The sequence below is a fragment of the Microlunatus panaciterrae genome, from assembly GCF_016907535.1.
Taxonomy (GTDB): domain Bacteria; phylum Actinomycetota; class Actinomycetes; order Propionibacteriales; family Propionibacteriaceae; genus Microlunatus; species Microlunatus panaciterrae.
Genome location: NZ_JAFBCF010000001.1, coordinates 1535504 through 1553277, shown reverse-complemented (window position 1 = coordinate 1553277; position 17774 = coordinate 1535504). Strand labels below are relative to the sequence as shown.

Sequence of the window (17774 nt, the reverse complement as noted above, 5' to 3'; positions counted from 1 at the left end):
ATCTAGTCTCGTGCGGCCGCGACGCTGCGCAAGTCAGGGCTGTGATCGAGCTGGCTAGATCTGCTGCTGGCAGGCTGCGTTCGGTCAACACCGCCGGCACGAGCAACCTTCAGGTCAGCTCCCGTTCTCTCTTGGTTCTCCGCGGTGCTAGTCGGCCGCGGGCTGGTTGCTAGCCCGCGTGCCCGCCGGGGAGTGCGCTTGGAGGCAACCAGTCCCTCCCCTAGGGCGATCAAGAGAAGGCCGAAGCCGAGCGTGGCGGCGCCGGCAGCGATCCCCGCTCGGATCTGGGTCTTGTGCACGGCATCCGGATGGTCGTCGGACACCAGCGGGATTGACGTGATCTCAGCTCTGGGCCTGAGACCCAGATCTGACTGCAGTTGGGTCAGAGTGGCGGGCACTCGTTCCATCACGGCATGCAGTGCGGTGACTGCGTTGGTCGAGGAGTCTGCTTCAACGGTGACGAGGATGACCGGCGCGCTACTGGTGAAATCGGGAGTGGCCTGGTACGAGACGCCGGGGCGGCTCTTGCACAGCTCCACCCGCATCTGCTCGTAAGAAGAGTCACCCTTGTGGTTGCATAGGTCCTCATACACCGACTTCGACGCCATCGTGTTGACCACGATGTCGCGTGCCTGGTTGAGGCCGCCGAGTGAAAGGAAGGGGTTGCCGAGCGTACCGGAGGGGTTGGCCTGGGATACCGTTGTACCCGGTGGGATGAGCAGCACCGAGCCCTTGGCCTCGTAAGTCGGCCCGACGAGGAAGACCACTGCCGACGAAGCGCCTATCGTGATCATCACGGCGACCAGAACGAGGTACCAGCGACGCAGCAGCGTCGCCCACAAGTCTTTGAATTGCAACTGTTCCCCCTCGACAGCGCAGATACTGTGCGCGGCCCCCGAGTCATCATCTTTTCACACCGCGTGGGCCGACGTGGGGGATTGACCAATTCTAGCCCAGCCTCGGGGGGCTGTGGAGTAGTATCGTCCAGGGGTTTCGATCTTGACGGTGCGCGAGCTGATCAGACTGCTGTTCCGACGGTGGTACTTTGTGTTGCTGGGCGCTGCCCTGACGATGACTGCTCTTTATCAGGCGACCCACCAGCCCGGTGTCTATGCGACTCAGTTCAACGTTGTTCTCCTGGCGCCGAACGAACAGTACTACCCCAACAAGCTCGAGGATCCTCACCATGCTTTGGCGCCGCTAGCGGGCGTACTGGCGTCGGACTGGAACGGCACGAACACGCCATTGTTCACTGCCTCCGGAGACACCACCCTGTTTGGTGAAGGTCGACGGCGGGGTGTCCAGGTTCGCGTGCCGAACCAGGGTACTCAGTGGCAACCTCAGTACTTCACGCCCAGCATCAACGTACAAGTCGTGGACAGCGCGCCCGAGGCTGTCGAACTGACCGCACATCAGGTGGCAACTGAGCTGAGCTCTCTCTTGCGACAGCGTCAAGACGCCGCGGGCGTACGACCCTCCATGAGAGTCACGACCCTCGCTTCTCCAGCGGAACCGAGCGTGGCGTACATATCCGGGAGCAGGGCTCGTGCAGCAATGGCTACCGGGCTCGCCGGGGCTGCTTTGACCATCATCGCCATTTGCTGGTTCGAGCGCCTCCTCGTCTGGGGGCGCCCCGCTCGGGCCGGACAGAGACCAACTCGTGGTCTTCGGTGATGTCGCGAGACTACTGCCTTCTGCGTCGGCTCCGTAGAGCCCCGATGAGTAGGCTGGCGCGCTGCGCTGCGACGCGAGGGTAGGTGAAGTCGTCCGCCTTTCGCCGAGCCTGTTCACCACAGGCCTCGCGCAGGTCAGCTTTGGAGCCCAAGACGTTCAGCGCCTCGGTCAGCTGGGAGACGGACCCAGGGTCGACGACCATACCCGTAATTCCGGTTTCCACCAGCCGGGCAGCCCCCATCGGTGTGGTGATCACCGGCAAGCCGCACCCTGCGGCCTCATAGGTGACCTGTGGTCCGCCCTCTTCGAGAGTCGGGAAGGCAAAGATGTCGGCGCCTCTGAAGAGGTTGGCAACATCCTTCACAAAGCCGGGGGTGCGAATCGTGCCTGACTTCGCATGATCACGCACCAGTTCCGCCACTTCCGGAGTCATCGCCCCCGCTAGGACGAGCTCACCGTCCACGTTGGATGCTCGCCAGGCTTCGAGCAGTTCGGGGATACCCTTCCGGACACTCAACGTGCCGACAAAGAGCACGCGGACCCCAGAATGTGGAGTCGTTGTGCCCCTGGGCGCCAACCGCTCCGGAGTCCAGCCGAAGGTGGTACGCAGAATCTGCTCGGGCCTCACTCCGACCCCGGACAGCGAGCTCTCCACTTCAGGGTTGGAGGCAAAAAGGAAGTCGTGCAACCGCAGTTCCTCAGTCTCGACTGAGATCTTCTCAGCGGTCACCGAATGGGACCCGGGGATACCTAACCGCGCGTAGGCAGCGTCCAGGATGGGGCCTGACGTCGCACAAGCGGTGTTGATCATCTCGCGGACGGTGACGATGCCATGATCTTTCGCAATACGGACGAGTTCGATTGGTGGATCGGGCCAGAAGTAGGCGATCGTTCGAGTAGGGTCGGCGGTCATCAGGGCCCGTGCGAAATCCTGGTTCAGGGTGGACATCGCCTCGTCGGCGACCAGACGCCAGGGGACGTGGCGCTTCAGCCGCGACAGCGACGGGTGCAGTTCCACAGGCGGAGAAATGTGCTTCCTGAACCGGCCACCGAAGATCTTCGTTCGCAGGCCTGACTCAGCGAACCCAGAAACAATTGAGGCGCAGCTCTCGGCTGGCCCTCGACCATTGAATGAGAACGGAGCATAAACCAATACGGTCACGCCGGATGGCCCAACAAGCGACTTGTCCGCTCGGCCCTCACGACCATGGCCATCGTCCGCCTCGAGCGAGTTCGTGGAAACCTCTGCCACATCGAGACGCTATCACCCATTCGGGTGAAAGATGCCGATTGTGCGGCCGCGGCCACAACTGCCTAGTCAACCCTTTTCCCCGCGTTGGGGCCGTCGTACCAGGTGTTGCCTGAGACAACGACGGGTGAGTCGGTTGATGTGAGGGGGCCGTAGGCTCCCGACTTCGGGAAGATCTGCGTGGTGAACTGGTTGTTGGTGATGGAGATGTTCGAGACCTTGGACAGGTCGTCGGTTCCGGCCAGGTATCCGCCGTAGACGGTGTAGGCACCGCCACCGAGCAGGTTGCTGTCGATCAGCACGTTGCGCATGTTCGAGGCGGACCCAGTCGAGAGGATGATGGCCGAAGTTGAGCCTGCCTTGATGATGATCGTGTTGTGCACGATGCGCAGGCTGGTGGTTCCGAGGGACTGGATGCCGTCGTTGTGGGAGCCGGACGTCATTGACAGGTCGTGGATGTAGGAGTCCTGGATCACCACGTTGCTGCCGGCCTTGGCACCGTCGACGGTGCCGTGCAGGTCGCACCGCAGGCAGCTGAAGTTGCTGCCGTTGATGGCCGAGTCGCCCGAGGTGTTGCCCTGTCCGTCGATCTCGACGTCGGTCAGCTTCAGACCGGTGTTTCCGTTGTCGGACAGGACGTTGAAGAAGCATCCGCCAGACTGGATCAGGGAGTTCTTGATGGTCACGTTGTCGGCCTTGATGTTCAGGCACCCGGTGATCTTCTTGGAGTCGATGACCGTGCCAGCTGTCGTGATGGTGGTTGGCCCGGTGTACGAACTGAGAGTCGTCCCAGCCGGAACACCCGTATTAGCGGCATTCGGTCTACTGCGCCGAGCAGCGTTGGGCTTTCGATCGTGTGTGGTCTCCCCGGCGGGGGATGCCGATGGAGATGCTGACGCGGAGGCGAGCCGGGCCTCAAGGCGCTTCAGTGCGGCATCCTGACGATCCTCACGGCAATCCATATAGGCTTTGAGCCTTGCGCCGGTAACGAAGGGCCCGGCGAAGTGTGCATCGCAAGGCTCATTCGACCTCCGAGGACCCGATACCAGCAGGCCGGCAATGAACGCCATCAGCATCAGAGCGGTGACCAATAGCCAGCGTCGCGTGTAGCCTCTCCCGCGCATCTCGCTCCCCCCGGAGTCCGCGACCGTGATCTTGCTCAGCCACACGATAGTTCCAACTAACGCTATCACCGGTCGGATGACGGCCGCAGAGTTGCGCATTGGGCAGACACGTGGGAGTTCATGAAAGCGCAACGGCGCACCCAGTCCTATAGGACCGGGTGCGCCGTCGCTCGCGCTACAAAGCGCGAGACCTCAATAGACGCTCTTGCCCGCGTTGGGGCCGTCGTACCAGGTGTTGCCTGAGACAACGACGGGTGAGTCGGTTGATGTGAGGGGGCCGTAGGCTCCCGACTTCGGGAAGATCTGCGTGGTGAACTGGTTGTTGGTGATGGAGATGTTCGAGACCTTGGACAGGTCGTCGGTTCCGGCCAGGTATCCGCCGTAGACGGTGTAGGCACCGCCACCGAGCAGGTTGCTGTCGATCAGCACGTTGCGCATGTTCGAGGCGGACCCGGTCGAGAGGATGATGGCCGAAGTTGAGCCTGCCTTGATGATGATCGTGTTGTGCACGATGCGCAGGCTGGTGGTTCCGAGGGACTGGATGCCGTCGTTGTGGGAGCCGGAGGTCATCGACAGATCGTGGATGTAGGAGTCTTGGATCACCACGTTGCTGCCGGCCTTGGCACCGTCGACGGTGCCGTGCAGGTCGCACCGCAGGCAGCTGAAGTTGCTGCCGTTGATGGCCGAGTCGCCCGAGGTGTTGCCCTGTCCGTCGATCTCGACGTCGGTCAGCTTCAGACCGGTGTTTCCGTTGTCGGACAGGACGTTGAAGAAGCATCCGCCAGACTGGATCAGGGAGTTCTTGATGGTCACGTTGTCGGCCTTGATGTTCAGGCACCCGGTGATCTTTTTGGAGTCGATGACCGTGCCAGCTGTCGTGATGGTGGTGGGCCCGGTGTACGAACTGAGAGTCGTCCCAGCCGGAACACCCGTATTATCGGCATTAGGAAAGGTTCCGCTCGTGGTCGACCCAGCGGTGTCTGCCGGCGGTGGCTCAGTCGCAGTGGGCTCCGGTGCCGCAGAGGTGGTGCTGACGACCGGATCGATCCAGTAGTTGCTCGCCTTGTAAGTATTTGTGGGGAACTTTGCCGTGTCACCATAGGCATATACGCCCGGCGACGCGGCTGCCGAAGTGACGAGGCCGCCGGCACTCAGCGGGTCGCCGGTGAAGAAGCCGGTTTCTGCGGCGTACCCATCCGACACATGGTAAGACGCGACGTACGTCTCATTGGCGGAAATGGCGACCGGCGAGGCGAAGCTCGCGTACTGCCAGCCAGCAGTTGACCGCGCTGCGAAGGTGAGGGTGGTCAGGACCCGGCCGGTGGAGCTCCACAGGGTCGCCTGGTGTGCCTGGACGTCTCCACCAGCGCGGAAGAAGCGCAAGCCAGTGAGGGTTTCGTTGGCGGTTGCCGAGAACCGCAGACCCAGCTCGACCGAGTCGCGATCAGGATCGCGGGTGGTGCTGGTTGGGCCGGTGGTGGCGAGGAGCGAGGTGGTGCCGGTCGGCGGGGCAGTAACAATCCGAGCGGTCTCAGCCGAAGCTGTGGTCGCGGAACTCACCGATAGAAGCAAGGCAGACAAGCCTAAGAGCAAAGCCGCGGCGGAGCGCCACTGCAGGACCGCCGGAAGCCATTTGAAGCGGCCTCTAGGGCGTGCGGACGTGCGTGTCTGAGGTTGCATAATGGGGGGACCTCCTGGGCGCGCCCGAACAGCGATCTCGGCGGACCGACCTCGTCGTTCTGGCTGACCGGTTAGATGCGGTGTGCCCCCCACGTGACGTTCACGATGCACTGGTCACGGAACGATAACGGAGCGGTACGTCAGGACGCAAACCGACTCGTCATGTTGTGCTGGCCTCTGGACTACCAGGGAACGCAGGTCAGTTCGCTGTAGAGGTAGTCCACCTGCTCCTGGGTCAGGTGCCGCGACTTGAACATCTTGGCGCGAGAAGTCCGCAGTCGTAGGGCCCGGACCGGACGTCCGATCGACCGCACCTCGACGAGCGTTGCCGGGAGCCGATCGTGGATGAGGATGTCGGAGACAACCGCTGGGATGGCCCGATGAAGGAGAGGAGGGTTGCTGGCGTAGATGATCGAGGCAAACAGCGGCAGTCTCTTACGTCGGTCCCGCCGGTAGATCAGATAGCAGTGCTCATCGCCCTCCACGACGAGGAGATGGCGAGCCGCCAGAGCTCCCTGATGATCCTGAAAGATGGAAAGCTCTGGTGCGGTCAGGACGTCTTCGATGATTCGATGATCACGGATGACCCGAATGCCACCAAACCCAGGCCGTCGCGGCAGATTCGGCACCAACACCGTCTCAGTGTCGATATCCGTGAACTTCAGCCGCCGGTTCAGCTCAACGACGTTGCCGCTCGGAGAAAGATCTGTGAAATTGTAGTCGCGCTGTGAAAGGAGTGCCCGAAGGAGCCGAAGCCCTTGCGAGCGGTAACCATCCCGGACGCACCAGGCACCAAGATTGCAGAACCGCTCCTGCTGGCCGTTGATCAAGCGCTGGGAATAGAAAGCGAGATGGACACCGATGATCTGATCATGCTGCATGAGCATGAATCCATGGTTGGGTGACTCCCCCGGCCAGGTCGGCAGAATGGCGGCAGCCCAGGTGGCAGTGCTGACCTTGGAGTTCAGGTGCTCATGCAGGAACCTCGCCACCTCGGGCACCTGGTCAGGCTGGATCGGACGCAACTCGACCTCATGGTCTTCCCCCATATGTCAACGGTACGGCATCGGACCTGACCACAAGGTTCCTTCCGCCGAACGACTATCTGTAGAAGTAATGCACTATTCTGGCAGTTGTCAGTTCGTACTTGGATCAACTCTGGGGGAAGTCCGATATGACAAGGTGCCTGTGTCGGTCAACGACCGGAGCCGAGCGATGACCAGCATCGTCATCGCCGCCCATAACGAAGAGTCGGTGATCGGATCCTGCTTGGATGCGCTCCTCGCTGACCCGAAGGTCGATCAGTCGGAGATCATCGTCGCTGCCAATGGCTGTACGGACAACACTGCCGCCCTGGCCAGGGCGCGGGGAGTGCGAGTGATCGAGGTCCGGCAGGCCAGCAAGCCCGCAGCGTTGAACGCTGGAGATGGGGCGACTGATGAGTTCCCAAGAATCTATCTCGACGCAGACATCGTCGTGCCCTCCGGCGGGATCTCAGCGATCAACGAGGCTCTGCAGGCCAGCTCCGACGCGGATGGATCTGTGCCCCTTGCCGCGGTTCCCGGACGTCGGCTGATCACGAGGGGTCGGCCGTGGACGGTACGTGCCTATTTCGCTATCAATGAGCGACTCCCGGTGTTCCGCGCCGGTCTTTTCGGCAGAGGAATGATCGGCCTGTCTGCAGAGGGACGTGCCCGGTTTGATCAATTCCCCGAGATGGTCGCCGACGACCTGTTTCTGGACTCGCTGTTTGCGCCAGGCGAGAGAGTTCTGGTGGCGGGCGTTGAGACCGTGGTCGAGACTCCGCTCACGACGGGTGCCCTGTTGAACAGGCTGGTCCGGGTGCGCCGCGGCAACGCCGCCATGCGTGCGGCCGGTGCGGCGGGCCGGATCCCCCCCAGCGTACGGTCCGCAGATCGCTGGTCCTGGCTGACCGATGTGGTGGTGCCTCACCCGTGGCTGGCGCCCGCCGCTGTCGTCTACGTCGTTCTGACGACTGTGGCGGCCACGTGGGCCCAACTGGGCAGCCGCGATGACCTAACCTGGCGGCGGGACAACTCAACGCGCGACTCGAGCCGGGTCTCTGGCGGAGCCTCATGATCTTCCGGGAGTGCAAAGTCATCAACATCTGTTTCCATGGCATCGGCAAGCCCGAACGCGAACTGCAGCAGGATGAGGCTGGCTACTGGATCGAGCCAGAGCTTTATGAGGAGACCCTGGATGAGGTCGCGCATCGAACGGATGTGCGGATCAGCTTCGACGACGGAAATCGGTCGGACATCGAAATCGGCCTCCCCGGGCTGCTGCGGCGGGGGCTGACCGCGACTTTCTTCGCCCTGGCCGGGCGACTCGGGCAGCGGGGGAGCCTTTCCGCAACGGATCTGCGTGAGCTGAGGCGGCACGGGATGACGATCGGCACACACGGAATGGATCACCTGCCGTGGCGAGGGCTTGATGATCAACAGACCAATCGTGAGCTTGTGGAGGCACGGCTCAGGCTCGCGGAGGCCGCGGGTACATCCATCACGGAGGCGGCGCTACCTCTCGGCCGCTACGATCGCCGCGTACTCGGCAAACTGTGGGCGCTCGGATACGCCAGGGTCTACAGCAGCGACCGCATCTGGACGAGGGCCGACGCCTGGCTGCAGCCTCGTTACAGCATCCACAACTCTGACTCGATCGGAACAGTCCGCTCGCGGTGTCTAGCGACGCCATCGGCCCTTCGATCAGCCAAAGTTGCTGCTGTGGGGCTCTATAAGCGCACTCGATAGCTGCGGCGCAAGGAGTGTATGGGCGGGAGCCAGAAATCTGGTGCCAGGCGCGTCGCCTTGGGTCGCTTGCCGCCCGCAGTTACGTTCCGTACCTGCGATCGCGGCGCCAGAGCAGGTGGTGCCTGGCCTGCGCGGCGAGTCGTCTGGCGGATGCCGCTGGAAGTCGTCGATCGGCCAACGGGCCGATCTCGCACCACTGGAAGAGCAAGGTGGACTCGACCGAAGGATCTGTCTCGAGGGCGAAGTCGATGTGTCCGAGGACGAGGTCTCGGGGCTCTTGCTCTCGGTGGGCATTGAGCGCGTGTCGCAACGACTCACGGGCAAGTGCCCGCCTTGCTGGCGTCCGCAAACGGCCAATCTCGAGGCGGTCGGGTTCGTGTTCGGTGAACAGCAGTTCGAACGCCCTGCGACGCTCAGCAAGATCGGCCAGCATGCCCGCGCGAGCCGTCAAGTGCCTGTCGACTTCCTGAACTCTACGGAGAGCCTGGACCGGCCCGTTGACTCGCCCGACGTCCCACCGTGCGGCCGTCCGCAACCACATATCGAAGTCGCCTGAGTGGGGGAGCCGAGGATCGTAGAGACCTACGTCATGCAGTGCGTCGGCGCGCATCACAACTTCGGGGCTGGAGATAAGGCACCGACCCTGCCGGGCGGAGGCCCGCAGCCACTGAAGACCTGGCCAGACGGTCCAGTTCCTGACTCGCGCCTCGACCTCAGGCGGCTCGCCGGAGAAGGAGCGGGCATACCCGTAGACGAATCCGACTGAGTGGTGCCGTTCCATCAGAGCGACTGCCCTCGCCAGGGCGCCCCGCGGTAGCAGGTCGTCCGCTGACAACAGCACGATGTAGTCACCCGTGACCCGGGACAACCCATCGTTGTAGGTCTGAATGTGTCCCTGGTTTACCGCGTGCTTGAGCACCGAGATGCGGCTGTCTCCCGCTGCGAGTCGAGTTGCCACGTCAGCGCTGCCATCGGGCGAAGCGTCATCGACGATGAGGATGTCGACGTCGACACCTGGTTGGTCGAGCAGGTACTGGGTCAGCTGCGGCAGGTAGTGCCCGTAGTTGTAACAGGGCACCACGACGCTGACACGCGAACGAGTGGCCAGTGCCACGGGTCTCTTGAAGCTCACCATGCGGGGTTCGCCCTCAAGAGTCGGGTCGCGGAAACTGCGCTAGGGGAGGTGGCGACATGGGGCGCTGCCGGGACGCCGACCCACGTCTCGCCGGCCGGAAGGTCGCTGAGCAGCGCAGCCCCCATGCCGAGGACGGACTCCGGGCCGACCGTCAGGTTCTGGCGGACCGAGGCGTTCATCCCCAGGTAGGCCGCAGAACCGATGGAGACCGCACCACCGAGGCTGACGCCCGCGCACAGGGTGGCGTAGTCGTCGATCGCGTCGTCATGGGTGATGGTCGAGTTCGGCATCACGACGACATGGCGGCCGACGGTGACGTCGGCCGTGACTGCTGTGTGTGCCAGCAGAATGGAGCCGGCGCCGACGATGCAGGTGGCAGCCAGGTGCACCGTCGGGTCGAGGATGGTGGCGTACCGGTCCTCGGTCACGCCGAGTTCCTCGAGCCGCTCGACGATCGCGCGTCTGGACTGCCCGCGTCCCACGCACACCAGCAGCTGGGCCTCAAGCTCAGCCGCCGATGCGACCGGTCCGAGCACCGGGACGCCCTCGATCGAGACACCGGCCAGAGTGGCATCGTCGAGGATCCCCAGCAGGTGGTATCTCCCTGCCGCCCGCACCACAGACATCACCTCTCGGGCGAGCCCACTGGCAGCGATCAGCACGAGATCCCTCTTCATGATCAGCCCCTCGGTCTCGGCTCGGCCAGGGCGTCCACGACCCGCGTCTGTTCCGGCTCACTGAGCTGGTGGAAAAGCGGCAAGATCAGTGTGTTGTCGGTCAGGTGCTCAGTCACCGGCAGCGGGATCCTCGGCTGGTCGAGGTAGGGCGGCTGGCGATGTGCCGCCATGATGCCGCGACGCCCGGAGATCTCCTGCGACGCCAGATGTGCCAGCAGCTCATCTCGGGTCAGGGGATAGTCGGGGCCGACCTCGACCCAGAAGGACTGGAAGTTGCAGGTGCCCCACTCGGGATCGGCGACCGGCCGGAGCCCGTCGATCTCACCCAGGTACTTGGCGTACGTGTCGGCGAGCTCACGCCGCCGGTGGACGACCTCTTCCAGCCGCCCGAGCTGGACCAGCCCGACCGCGGCCTGCAGGTCGGTCATCCGGAAGTTGTAGCCAACCTCCAGATAGGACTCCGCAGGGGCCAGCACGTTGCCGTGCCGGTCCGCTGCAGAGACATTCATCGCATGCTCGCGTAAACGACGAGCCCGGTCGGCCCAGCTATGCCGGGAGGTGGTGAGCATCCCGCCCTCACCGGTGGTAATGATCTTTCGGGGGTGGAAAGACCATGCCGAGATTTCGGCCCCTGAGCCGACCGGACGATTGTGGTAGGTCGAACCTGCACCGCAGGCGGCATCTTCAACGACCGTGATGCCTCGTGGGTCGCACAGCGTGCGGATCGGATCGAGGTCGACTGGGACTCCACCCTGGTCGACGACGATCACCGCGCGGGTGCGCTCGGTCAGAACCTCTTCTATGGTTGCCGCCGTGACGTTGCCAGTGGTGATGTCGACATCGGCGAAGACCGGACGAGCCCCGACATAGACGACCGCGTTCGCGGTGGCGATGAAGGAGAAGGAGGGCACCACCACCTCGTCACCCGGCCCTACGCCGGAGACGATCATGGCGAGGTGCAGGGCCGTCGTGCAGGACGACGTGGCCACGGCACAGCTGGCCTGCTGGGCGGCGGCGAATGCCTCCTCGAAGGCGGCCACCTTCGGACCCTGCGCAACCCAGCCGGAGTTGATCACCTCAGCTACGGCCGCGATCTCCTCCATCCCGAGATAGGGCTGCATGACGTTGATGCGGCTCATGAGCTCGCCCCCCTGTGCAGACTGACGCGGGGTCGCGCGATGTCGGCCAGCTGCGGCCGTGGAGCTTCGGTGGTCTGTGGCGCAGTGCCGGCGGCTTTCTCGGCCCGCCACCAGTCGACCAGCCTGCGCAGCCCCTCCGAGAGGCCGACCTCGGCAGTGAAGCCGAGGTCGCGATGAGCGGCCGCGGTGCTGGCCAGCCGACGGGTCACCCCGTTGACCGGCCGCGGAGGACCGTACTCGATGCCGACCTCCGACCCCATCACCTCAAGCAACGCCTCGGCCAGGCCCTTGAGCGAGGTCTCGACGCCGCACGCCACGTTGTAGACGCCTTCGGTCACGTCACTGGTCGCAGCCAGCAGGTTGGCTCGGGCGATGTCGGTGGTGAACACGAAGTCCATCGTCTGCAGCCCGTCGCCGAAGATGAGCGGTCGCTGACCGGCATCGATCCGCTCCATCCATCGGATCAATACCTCGGTGTAGAGACCGTGGATGTCCATCCTCGGCCCGTAGACGTTGAAGTACCGCAGCGCCACATAGTCCAACCCGTGCATGGCGCGAAAGCTGCGCAGCATGCCCTCGTTGAACGTCTTGGCCGCACCATAGAAGGTGTCGTTGTCGTACGGATGCTGCCGTTCGGTGGTGGGGAACTCCTCGGCCAGACCGTAGACCGAGGCCGAGGACGCGGCGATGATCTTGGCGACGCTGTGCTGCGCGGCCGCCTCGATGACGTTGAAGGTCCCGTCCACCAGCACCTCAAGCGCCAACCGAGGTTCCTCGGCGCATTGGGTGATCCTGATCGCCGCCTCGTGGAAGACGAGATCGGCACCGGTCGTCAGATCGTGCACCAGGTCGACATCACGGATGTCGCCGACCACCAGCCTCAGCCGTGGGTCCGCTTCTGATGCGGCGAGGTTGGCCCGGCGGCCGCGCACCAGGTTGTCCAGCACCCGCACCTCGGACACGCCGGCCCCCAGCAGCTGGTCGACGATCGTGGACCCGATCGTGCCAGCGCCACCGGTGACCAGAACGGTCGCTCCGTCGAGCTCGCTCATTGAAGACTGCTCCTCGAGATGCGGTTGGATGGGGTTTGTCAGTTGCACGGTTCAGGCGCCGACCAGCTGGGCGGACGGAACCCGCGGGGCGACCGGAGCCCCATGCGCGACCAGGCTGGTGGTGCATGCCTCCAGCACCGAGAGCACTCTCAGGCCGGCGTCACCGTCGGTTCGCGGTGCGCGATCCTCGTTGATCGCGGCGGCGAACTCGGCGGCCATGGACGACAGTGCCTCCTTCTCGGTGAGTGCGGGCGCGATCATGTCGCCCATCCGATAGGAGACCGTCGCGACCTCACGCTGCCGGGCGTCGGCCGCCTGGCTCGCGAGGTTGACGCCACGGTCATAGAGGGAGATCCGCTGCTGCGGGTTGAGATCGTCCCAGACGAGGGTCCGGCGGCTACCGCCGACGACCATCTGGCGGATCTTGGTCGGCGACAACCAGTTGACGCTGACGTGGGCCATACCGCCCGACTGGAGCGGCATGGTGAGATACCCGACGCATGCCTTGCCGGCCCCGAGTGGGTCGGCACCGCTGGCCGACACCGTGGCCGGCTGCAGCCCACCGGGCAGAACGAAGTCGAGGATCGACAGGTCGTGAGGCGCCAGGTCCCAGAAGACGTCGACGTCGGGCTGGATCAACCCGAGGTTGATCCGGCTGGAGTCGATGTAGAGCACGTCGCCGAGCTCGCCGCTGGCGATGGCTTCGCGGATATAGCTCACGGCCGGCGTGTAGCAGTAGGTGTGGTCAATCATCAGCACCCGGCCAGCAGCGCGGGCTGCGGCCACCATGGCGGCGGCATTCTCGGCCGTCTCTGCCAACGGCTTCTCGACCAGCACGTGCTTGCCGGCCTCGAACGCCTTCAGTGCCAGCGGTGCGTGTGTCCGCGCCGGAGTGGCGATCGCGACCGCGTCGACATCGGACCGAGCCAGCAGTCGCTCGACGGAGGTCTCGACCTCAACGGTGGACCGTGCCCCGACCACCTTGCGGGCCCGCGCCTCGTCCAGGTCGCAGACGGCGACCAGGTCCCAGTCCGCGCTGCCGCGGAAGTTGCGGACCAGGTTGGGCCCCCAATAGCCGGCGCCGATGACGGCGATCCTTCTCTGGTTGGTCATCTCAGTACGCTCCCTGGGCTCGGACCACCGCGAAAGCGGTCTTCCACAAGATCAACAGGTCGAACGTCAGCGACCAGTTCTCCACATAGCGGAGGTCGAGGCGGACCGACTCCTCCCAGCTGAGCTCGGAGCGACCACTGACCTGCCACAGCCCGGTCACTCCGGGAGTCACCAACAGCCGGCGCTTGGCGTCGTTGGCATAGCCGGCCACCTCGGACTGCAGCGGTGGCCTGGGGCCGACCAGGGACATCGAGCCGGACAGCACATTGAAGAGCTGTGGCAGCTCGTCCAGGGAGTACCGGCGGAGCAGGCGCCCGACCCGGGTGATCCGCGGGTCGTTCTTCATCTTGAACAGCGGGCCGGCGCCCTCGTTCTGCGCCAACAGATCGGCCAGCCGCTGCTCGGCGTCGACAGCCATCGAGCGGAACTTGAGCATGCTGAACTCCTCGCCGCCGAGGCCGACCCGGGTCTGCCGGAAGAACACCGGACCTCCGTCGTTCAGCTTGATCGCCAGCGCGATGGCGCCGAGGACTGGGCCGATCAGGAGCAACCCGAACCCGGTCAGGACCAGGTCGGCGGCGCGCTTGATGATGCGCCGCCAGCCGGTGAAGTGCGGTTGCTCGATGTGCAGCAGCGGCAGACCGACGTACGGGCGAATGTGCATCCGCGGGCCGGCCACCTCGACCAGGCCGGGGCTGACCAGCAGCTCGACGCCGGCCCCCTCCAGCGACCAGGCCAGCTGACGCAGGTAGTTGTGCCTGGTCGCGTCACCGCTGGTGACCGCGACGGCATCGCAGTTGAATTCGCGCACCACCGCGGCCACGTGGTCCAGGTCGCCGATGACGTTGAGACCGAGTTCGCGGGCCCGGGCCAGCTCCGCGGCCGGGGCGCAGACCCCGATGACGCGCATCCCGCTGGTGGACTCCAAAGCCAGGCTCTCGCACAGGTTGGCGGCGGCGAACGGGCTGCCGACGACAACCACACTGCGGACATCACGCCCGTCGCGTTGCCGGCGGTGCAGCCTACGGCGGGAGACGTAACGCACGCCGATGCTGGCAACGGTGGCGATGGGCACGGCCGTCACGACCAGGGTGAGAAGTCCGGTCCGCTCCAGGATGCCGGCCGGGAAGGCGCCGAGCACGACCACGCTGACCGCGGCCCGGAGGACCGCCCGCATCTCGTCGCCACCGATCCCGACACGACGGCGTTCATAACCTCGGGCGGAGGCGACCACCAGCGGCCAGACGAGGGTGCCGGCGAGGATGAGCACCAGCACCGCCACAGCATTGGCCTGCACCGAGTGGTCGGGGAGCCGGGCCGCAGCCAGAGCCACTGCCACCATCCCGACGAGGGCATCCATCGCGGCCACCGCCATCACGTAGCGTCGGCTCCAAGCGGGAAAGCGTCGTTGCAGCGGCTGTGGCGTCCGATCGGTCTCGTGCCTGCGAGCTGCCGGGCCGCCGGTACGGGCACGGGTCGCGAATCCTGGCGGGGCGCTCTGACCCGGCGAAGCCGGCGCGCTCGTGCGGTTCGCTGATGGCGCGAACGAGGGCGGAGCTGTCACGCTCCGCTGGACGTGCTGAATGCCGGCACCAGAAATGCCGCCCAAAGGACGAGCCATGTGCGATTTCCCCCGAAATCCCCCGATTTCCCGCCAGAGGCGGGTACTGCTTTCCCCCGTCGATGAGTCCAGGCCTCAGCCGCGGCCCTCACCAAGCACCAGCAGCGTAGCGCGTCTGGCCGTTCCGCGCCGAGTTGCGAGACCGAATCGTGATCTTCCGGTGGCGCCCCTGTTCGGAGCGCGGGCGCTCGCCAGGGAGATGCGCAACTGTGACCCGCGAAAGACCGGGCCGCGCCTAGGATGCGGAGCAGTGGCCTGGAATCCGTCAGGGGGGCGGAGCTGCCGCGCTCTTCGGAGCGTGCAGGCGGCTGGCCGCGAAGGAGTCAGGTGCCATGCGAGCGAGGGTGCGATACGTCTGCGCTGGGGCGCTGGCCGGGGCCCTGCTGCTGGCCGGCTGCTCCTCGACGGCCAACGAGCCGCCTGCCACGAGCGTCTCGTCGCCGGGGACGCCGACCGTGTCCAGTGAGGCTCCGCAACGCGAGAGCTCGGCCAAGCCGAAGCCTCGACGCAACGATCTCGCCGCAGGTGAAGTGAGTCGGACTATCCGTGCCGGGAATATCGAGGTCAGTGTCAGATACTCCACCAAGCTGCCGAGTTCTCAGTGGACGGCGGCCGGGAGCAAGCCGTTGAACGTCTCGGCTTCGGCGCGGATGGTCAACGGCAGCACCCAGAGGATCTATCTATCCCGATTCACCGCATATATCGACGTGCGCGACAATCTGGGCTACCTGGATGGGCCCGAACCTCTGCAGGACACCGCGGACGTGACTCCCGGTTTTCTGTTCAGGGCGCCGGCGACCTACCTGCAGGAGTTCTACGTGCCACCGCTGACCGAGGGCGCCGTGTGGGTCACGCTGCGGATGCGGTACGAGATGCTGCTTGAGACCACGACGACGGTCAAGGGCAAGGACGTCCGCGACTACGCCCGGCAGACGGCCACTGACACCCTGGTGATCGCCCTCGACCAGCGTTAGCTGTCGAAGTCGACGACGACGCGGCGGCTGACCGGGATGGACTGGCACGCAAGCCGGAACCCCGCCTCAAGGTCCTGCGGGTCTAAGGCGAAGTTGCGTGCCATCTCCACCTCTCCCTCGACCAGCCTGACTCGGCAGGTGCCGCAGACACCGCCCTTGCAGGCGAAGGGTGCGTCCGGTCGGTGTGCCAGCACGGCGTCCAGCAGGGACCCGCTGGCTGGCATCGCAAACGTCGTGGTCCGGCCATCGAGTCGGGCGCTGACCTCGCTGGTCAGCGATGCCGACTCCGGGTTCCGCTGCATCGGCGGCGCGTTGCCGGTGTGAAACAGCTCTCTGTGGATCTGCCGCTTGCTCACGCCGTTGTCTGCCAGGGTCGTGCGGACCTGTTCGACCAGACCTGACGGGCCGCACAGGAACCAGTCGTCGACCAGTTCGGGCGGGTTGAGCTCCAGCAGGATCTTGAGCTTGACCTCGTCAATCCGACCGGAGAGCAGCGGTGACTCATGCTCCTCCTGAGACAGGACGTGGAACACCTGGAATCGGTTGGCGTAGCGGTCCTTGAGGTCGGCGATCTCCTCGGTGAACATCACCGAGCTCGTGGTCCTGTTGCCGTAGACCAGGCAGAACTGGCTGTGCGGCTCGGCGGCCAAGGTGGCTGGCATAATCGACATCAGTGGGGTGATGCCACTGCCGGCGACCACGGCGACGTACCAGCCGCCATCGGTGCCGGTCTTGCGCTGGCCGAACCTGCCTGCCGGGGTCATGGTGGACAACAGGTCACCCGGCCGGAGCCGATCATGGACGAATGAGGAGAACGCACCGCCGGGCAGCAGCTTGACCCCGACCCTGAGGACGCCGCTGTCGGGAGTCGTGCAGATCGAGTAGGACCTGCGCTCCTCGACGCCGCCGAAGAAGGTGCGGAAGGTCAGATGCTGGCCGGGCTTGAAGGCGTACTCGTCGGCGAGCTCATCGGGCACCTGCAGGGTGATCGTCATGGCATCCGCAGTGATCTGGGTGAGCTCGGCCACCGTGAGGTCGTGGAATGTCGGCATTCAGAGAGCCTTGAAATAGTCGAAGGGCTCATGGCAGTCACGACAACGCCACAAGGCCTTGCAGGAGGTGGATCCGAAGTGCGAGGTCTCTTCGGTGTTCAGCGAGCCGCACTGCGGACAGTGGACGCTGAGCTGCACGGTCACTGGACCGGAACGCGTGGTCGCGGACGGCGTCGCAACCGCTGGTGGAGCGATGCCGAACGTTTCCAGCGCCTCCCTACCGGCAGCGGTGATCCAGTCTGTGGTCCAGGCCGGCGAGAGGGCCGTCTTGATCACGACCTCGGTAAAGCCGGCTGCCCGGAGAGCCTGATCAAGATCAGCTCGGATCGCATCCAGGGCTGGGCAGCCGGAGTACGTCGGCGTGATCGTCGCGGTCACTCGCTCGCCGTCAACCTGGACGTCGCGCAGGATGCCCAGGTCCGCGATGCTGATCACCGGGATCTCGGGGTCGACCAGTTGAGCCGCAACGTGCCAGGCGCGTCGGGTCGCTGTCTGTTGATGATCATGGGCCAT

General features: G+C 64.9%; 16 protein-coding genes and 1 pseudogene. 4 read left to right on the top strand and 13 right to left on the bottom strand.

Features of this window, described 5'->3' with window-relative positions:
• Positions 1-2: 2 nt before the first annotated feature.
• The 5 genes from JOE57_RS07080 to JOE57_RS07060 all read right to left on the bottom strand — a co-directional run bounded on the left by JOE57_RS07080 (position 3) and on the right by JOE57_RS07060 (position 6776).
• Positions 3-857: a hypothetical protein gene (locus JOE57_RS07080; protein ID WP_204917025.1), complete on the bottom strand. Its 855-nt coding sequence runs from the start codon at positions 855-857 to the stop codon at positions 3-5.
• An 827-nt stretch (positions 858-1684) separates the two neighbouring features.
• The gene (locus JOE57_RS19145) at positions 1685-2926 is read right to left on the bottom strand and encodes a glycosyltransferase (RefSeq protein WP_204917024.1); all 1242 of its coding nucleotides are present in this window, start codon (positions 2924-2926) and stop codon (positions 1685-1687) included.
• Between the two features lie 62 nt (positions 2927-2988).
• Positions 2989-3609 carry a hypothetical protein gene (locus JOE57_RS07070; protein WP_204917023.1) on the bottom strand — a complete coding sequence of 207 codons (621 nt, stop codon included), beginning with the start codon at positions 3607-3609 and terminating at the stop codon, positions 2989-2991.
• A gap of 630 nt (positions 3610-4239) precedes the next feature.
• Complete coding sequence (locus tag JOE57_RS07065) at positions 4240-5838, bottom strand: DUF4082 domain-containing protein (protein ID WP_204917022.1); 1599 nt, start codon at positions 5836-5838, stop codon at positions 4240-4242.
• A gap of 71 nt (positions 5839-5909) precedes the next feature.
• On the bottom strand, positions 5910-6776 hold the full coding sequence (locus tag JOE57_RS07060) for a hypothetical protein (RefSeq protein WP_204917021.1): 867 nt from the start codon (positions 6774-6776) through the stop codon (positions 5910-5912).
• A 166-nt stretch (positions 6777-6942) separates the two neighbouring features.
• Here JOE57_RS07060 and JOE57_RS07055 point away from each other — a divergent pair, with 166 nt between their 5' ends.
• The 3 genes from JOE57_RS07055 to JOE57_RS18590 all read left to right on the top strand — a co-directional run bounded on the left by JOE57_RS07055 (position 6943) and on the right by JOE57_RS18590 (position 9054).
• Complete coding sequence (locus tag JOE57_RS07055; protein WP_204917020.1) at positions 6943-7827, top strand: glycosyltransferase; 885 nt, start codon at positions 6943-6945, stop codon at positions 7825-7827.
• Positions 7824-8498 carry a polysaccharide deacetylase family protein gene (locus JOE57_RS07050; RefSeq protein ID WP_204917019.1) on the top strand — a complete coding sequence of 225 codons (675 nt, stop codon included), beginning with the start codon at positions 7824-7826 and terminating at the stop codon, positions 8496-8498. The genes JOE57_RS07055 and JOE57_RS07050 overlap by 4 nt, the downstream gene beginning before the upstream one ends.
• A gap of 118 nt (positions 8499-8616) precedes the next feature.
• Positions 8617-9054, top strand: a complete 438-nt coding sequence (locus tag JOE57_RS18590; RefSeq protein WP_239578869.1) for a hypothetical protein — start codon at positions 8617-8619, stop codon at positions 9052-9054.
• A 30-nt stretch (positions 9055-9084) separates the two neighbouring features.
• Here the strand turns inward: JOE57_RS18590 and JOE57_RS19300 are convergent.
• The 6 genes and pseudogenes from JOE57_RS19300 to JOE57_RS07020 all read right to left on the bottom strand — a co-directional run.
• Positions 9085-9633 (bottom strand): annotated as a pseudogene (locus tag JOE57_RS19300) (glycosyltransferase family 2 protein); the annotation flags it as partial.
• Entirely contained in the window at positions 9627-10310 is a 684-nt protein-coding gene (locus tag JOE57_RS07040) for a NeuD/PglB/VioB family sugar acetyltransferase (RefSeq protein ID WP_204917017.1), read from the bottom strand. The pseudogene JOE57_RS19300 and the gene JOE57_RS07040, both read right to left, overlap by 7 nt.
• 2 nt (positions 10311-10312) lie before the next feature.
• A complete protein-coding gene (locus JOE57_RS07035; RefSeq protein ID WP_204917016.1) occupies positions 10313-11449 on the bottom strand; it encodes a DegT/DnrJ/EryC1/StrS family aminotransferase in 1137 nt (378 codons plus the stop codon).
• Positions 11446-12501 (bottom strand): NAD-dependent epimerase/dehydratase family protein, encoded by a 1056-nt coding sequence (locus tag JOE57_RS07030; protein ID WP_204917015.1) that lies wholly within the window; start codon positions 12499-12501, stop codon positions 11446-11448. Before JOE57_RS07030 ends, JOE57_RS07035 begins: the two co-directional genes overlap by 4 nt.
• Before the next feature lie 51 nt (positions 12502-12552).
• Positions 12553-13614, bottom strand: a complete 1062-nt coding sequence (locus JOE57_RS07025) for a Gfo/Idh/MocA family protein (RefSeq protein WP_204917014.1) — start codon at positions 13612-13614, stop codon at positions 12553-12555.
• Position 13615: 1 nt separating this feature from the next.
• Positions 13616-14974, bottom strand: a complete 1359-nt coding sequence (locus JOE57_RS07020; protein WP_204917013.1) for a sugar transferase — start codon at positions 14972-14974, stop codon at positions 13616-13618.
• Between the two features lie 593 nt (positions 14975-15567).
• Here JOE57_RS07020 and JOE57_RS07015 point away from each other — a divergent pair.
• Positions 15568-16209: a hypothetical protein gene (locus JOE57_RS07015; protein WP_204917012.1), complete on the top strand. Its 642-nt coding sequence runs from the start codon at positions 15568-15570 to the stop codon at positions 16207-16209.
• Here JOE57_RS07015 and paaE read toward each other — a convergent pair.
• Together paaE and paaD are read right to left on the bottom strand one after the other, a co-directional pair.
• Entirely contained in the window at positions 16206-17261 is a 1056-nt protein-coding gene (paaE, locus tag JOE57_RS07010) for a 1,2-phenylacetyl-CoA epoxidase subunit PaaE (RefSeq protein ID WP_204917011.1), read from the bottom strand. The two genes, JOE57_RS07015 and paaE, sit on opposite strands and share 4 nt — an antisense overlap.
• The gene (gene paaD, locus JOE57_RS07005) at positions 17262-17774 is read right to left on the bottom strand and encodes a 1,2-phenylacetyl-CoA epoxidase subunit PaaD (protein WP_204920294.1); all 513 of its coding nucleotides are present in this window, start codon (positions 17772-17774) and stop codon (positions 17262-17264) included.

Bases quoted from the DNA above. Each gene is read 5' to 3' on its own strand.
- JOE57_RS07055 (WP_204917020.1), top strand. From the start codon at position 6,943: ATGACCAGCATCGTCATCGCCGCCCATAACGAAGAGTCGGTGATCGGA.
- paaD (WP_204920294.1), bottom strand. From the start codon at position 17,774: ATGGCCCATGATCATCAACAGACAGCGACCCGACGCGCCTGGCACGTT.
- JOE57_RS07050 (WP_204917019.1), top strand. From the start codon at position 7,824: ATGATCTTCCGGGAGTGCAAAGTCATCAACATCTGTTTCCATGGCATC.
- JOE57_RS07060 (WP_204917021.1), bottom strand. From the start codon at position 6,776: ATGGGGGAAGACCATGAGGTCGAGTTGCGTCCGATCCAGCCTGACCAG.
- paaE (WP_204917011.1), bottom strand. From the start codon at position 17,261: ATGCCGACATTCCACGACCTCACGGTGGCCGAGCTCACCCAGATCACT.
- JOE57_RS07040 (WP_204917017.1), bottom strand. From the start codon at position 10,310: ATGAAGAGGGATCTCGTGCTGATCGCTGCCAGTGGGCTCGCCCGAGAG.
- JOE57_RS07015 (WP_204917012.1), top strand. From the start codon at position 15,568: ATGCGAGCGAGGGTGCGATACGTCTGCGCTGGGGCGCTGGCCGGGGCC.
- JOE57_RS07025 (WP_204917014.1), bottom strand. From the start codon at position 13,614: ATGACCAACCAGAGAAGGATCGCCGTCATCGGCGCCGGCTATTGGGGG.
- JOE57_RS07030 (WP_204917015.1), bottom strand. From the start codon at position 12,501: ATGAGCGAGCTCGACGGAGCGACCGTTCTGGTCACCGGTGGCGCTGGC.
- JOE57_RS07020 (WP_204917013.1), bottom strand. From the start codon at position 14,974: ATGGATGCCCTCGTCGGGATGGTGGCAGTGGCTCTGGCTGCGGCCCGG.
- JOE57_RS07035 (WP_204917016.1), bottom strand. From the start codon at position 11,449: ATGAGCCGCATCAACGTCATGCAGCCCTATCTCGGGATGGAGGAGATC.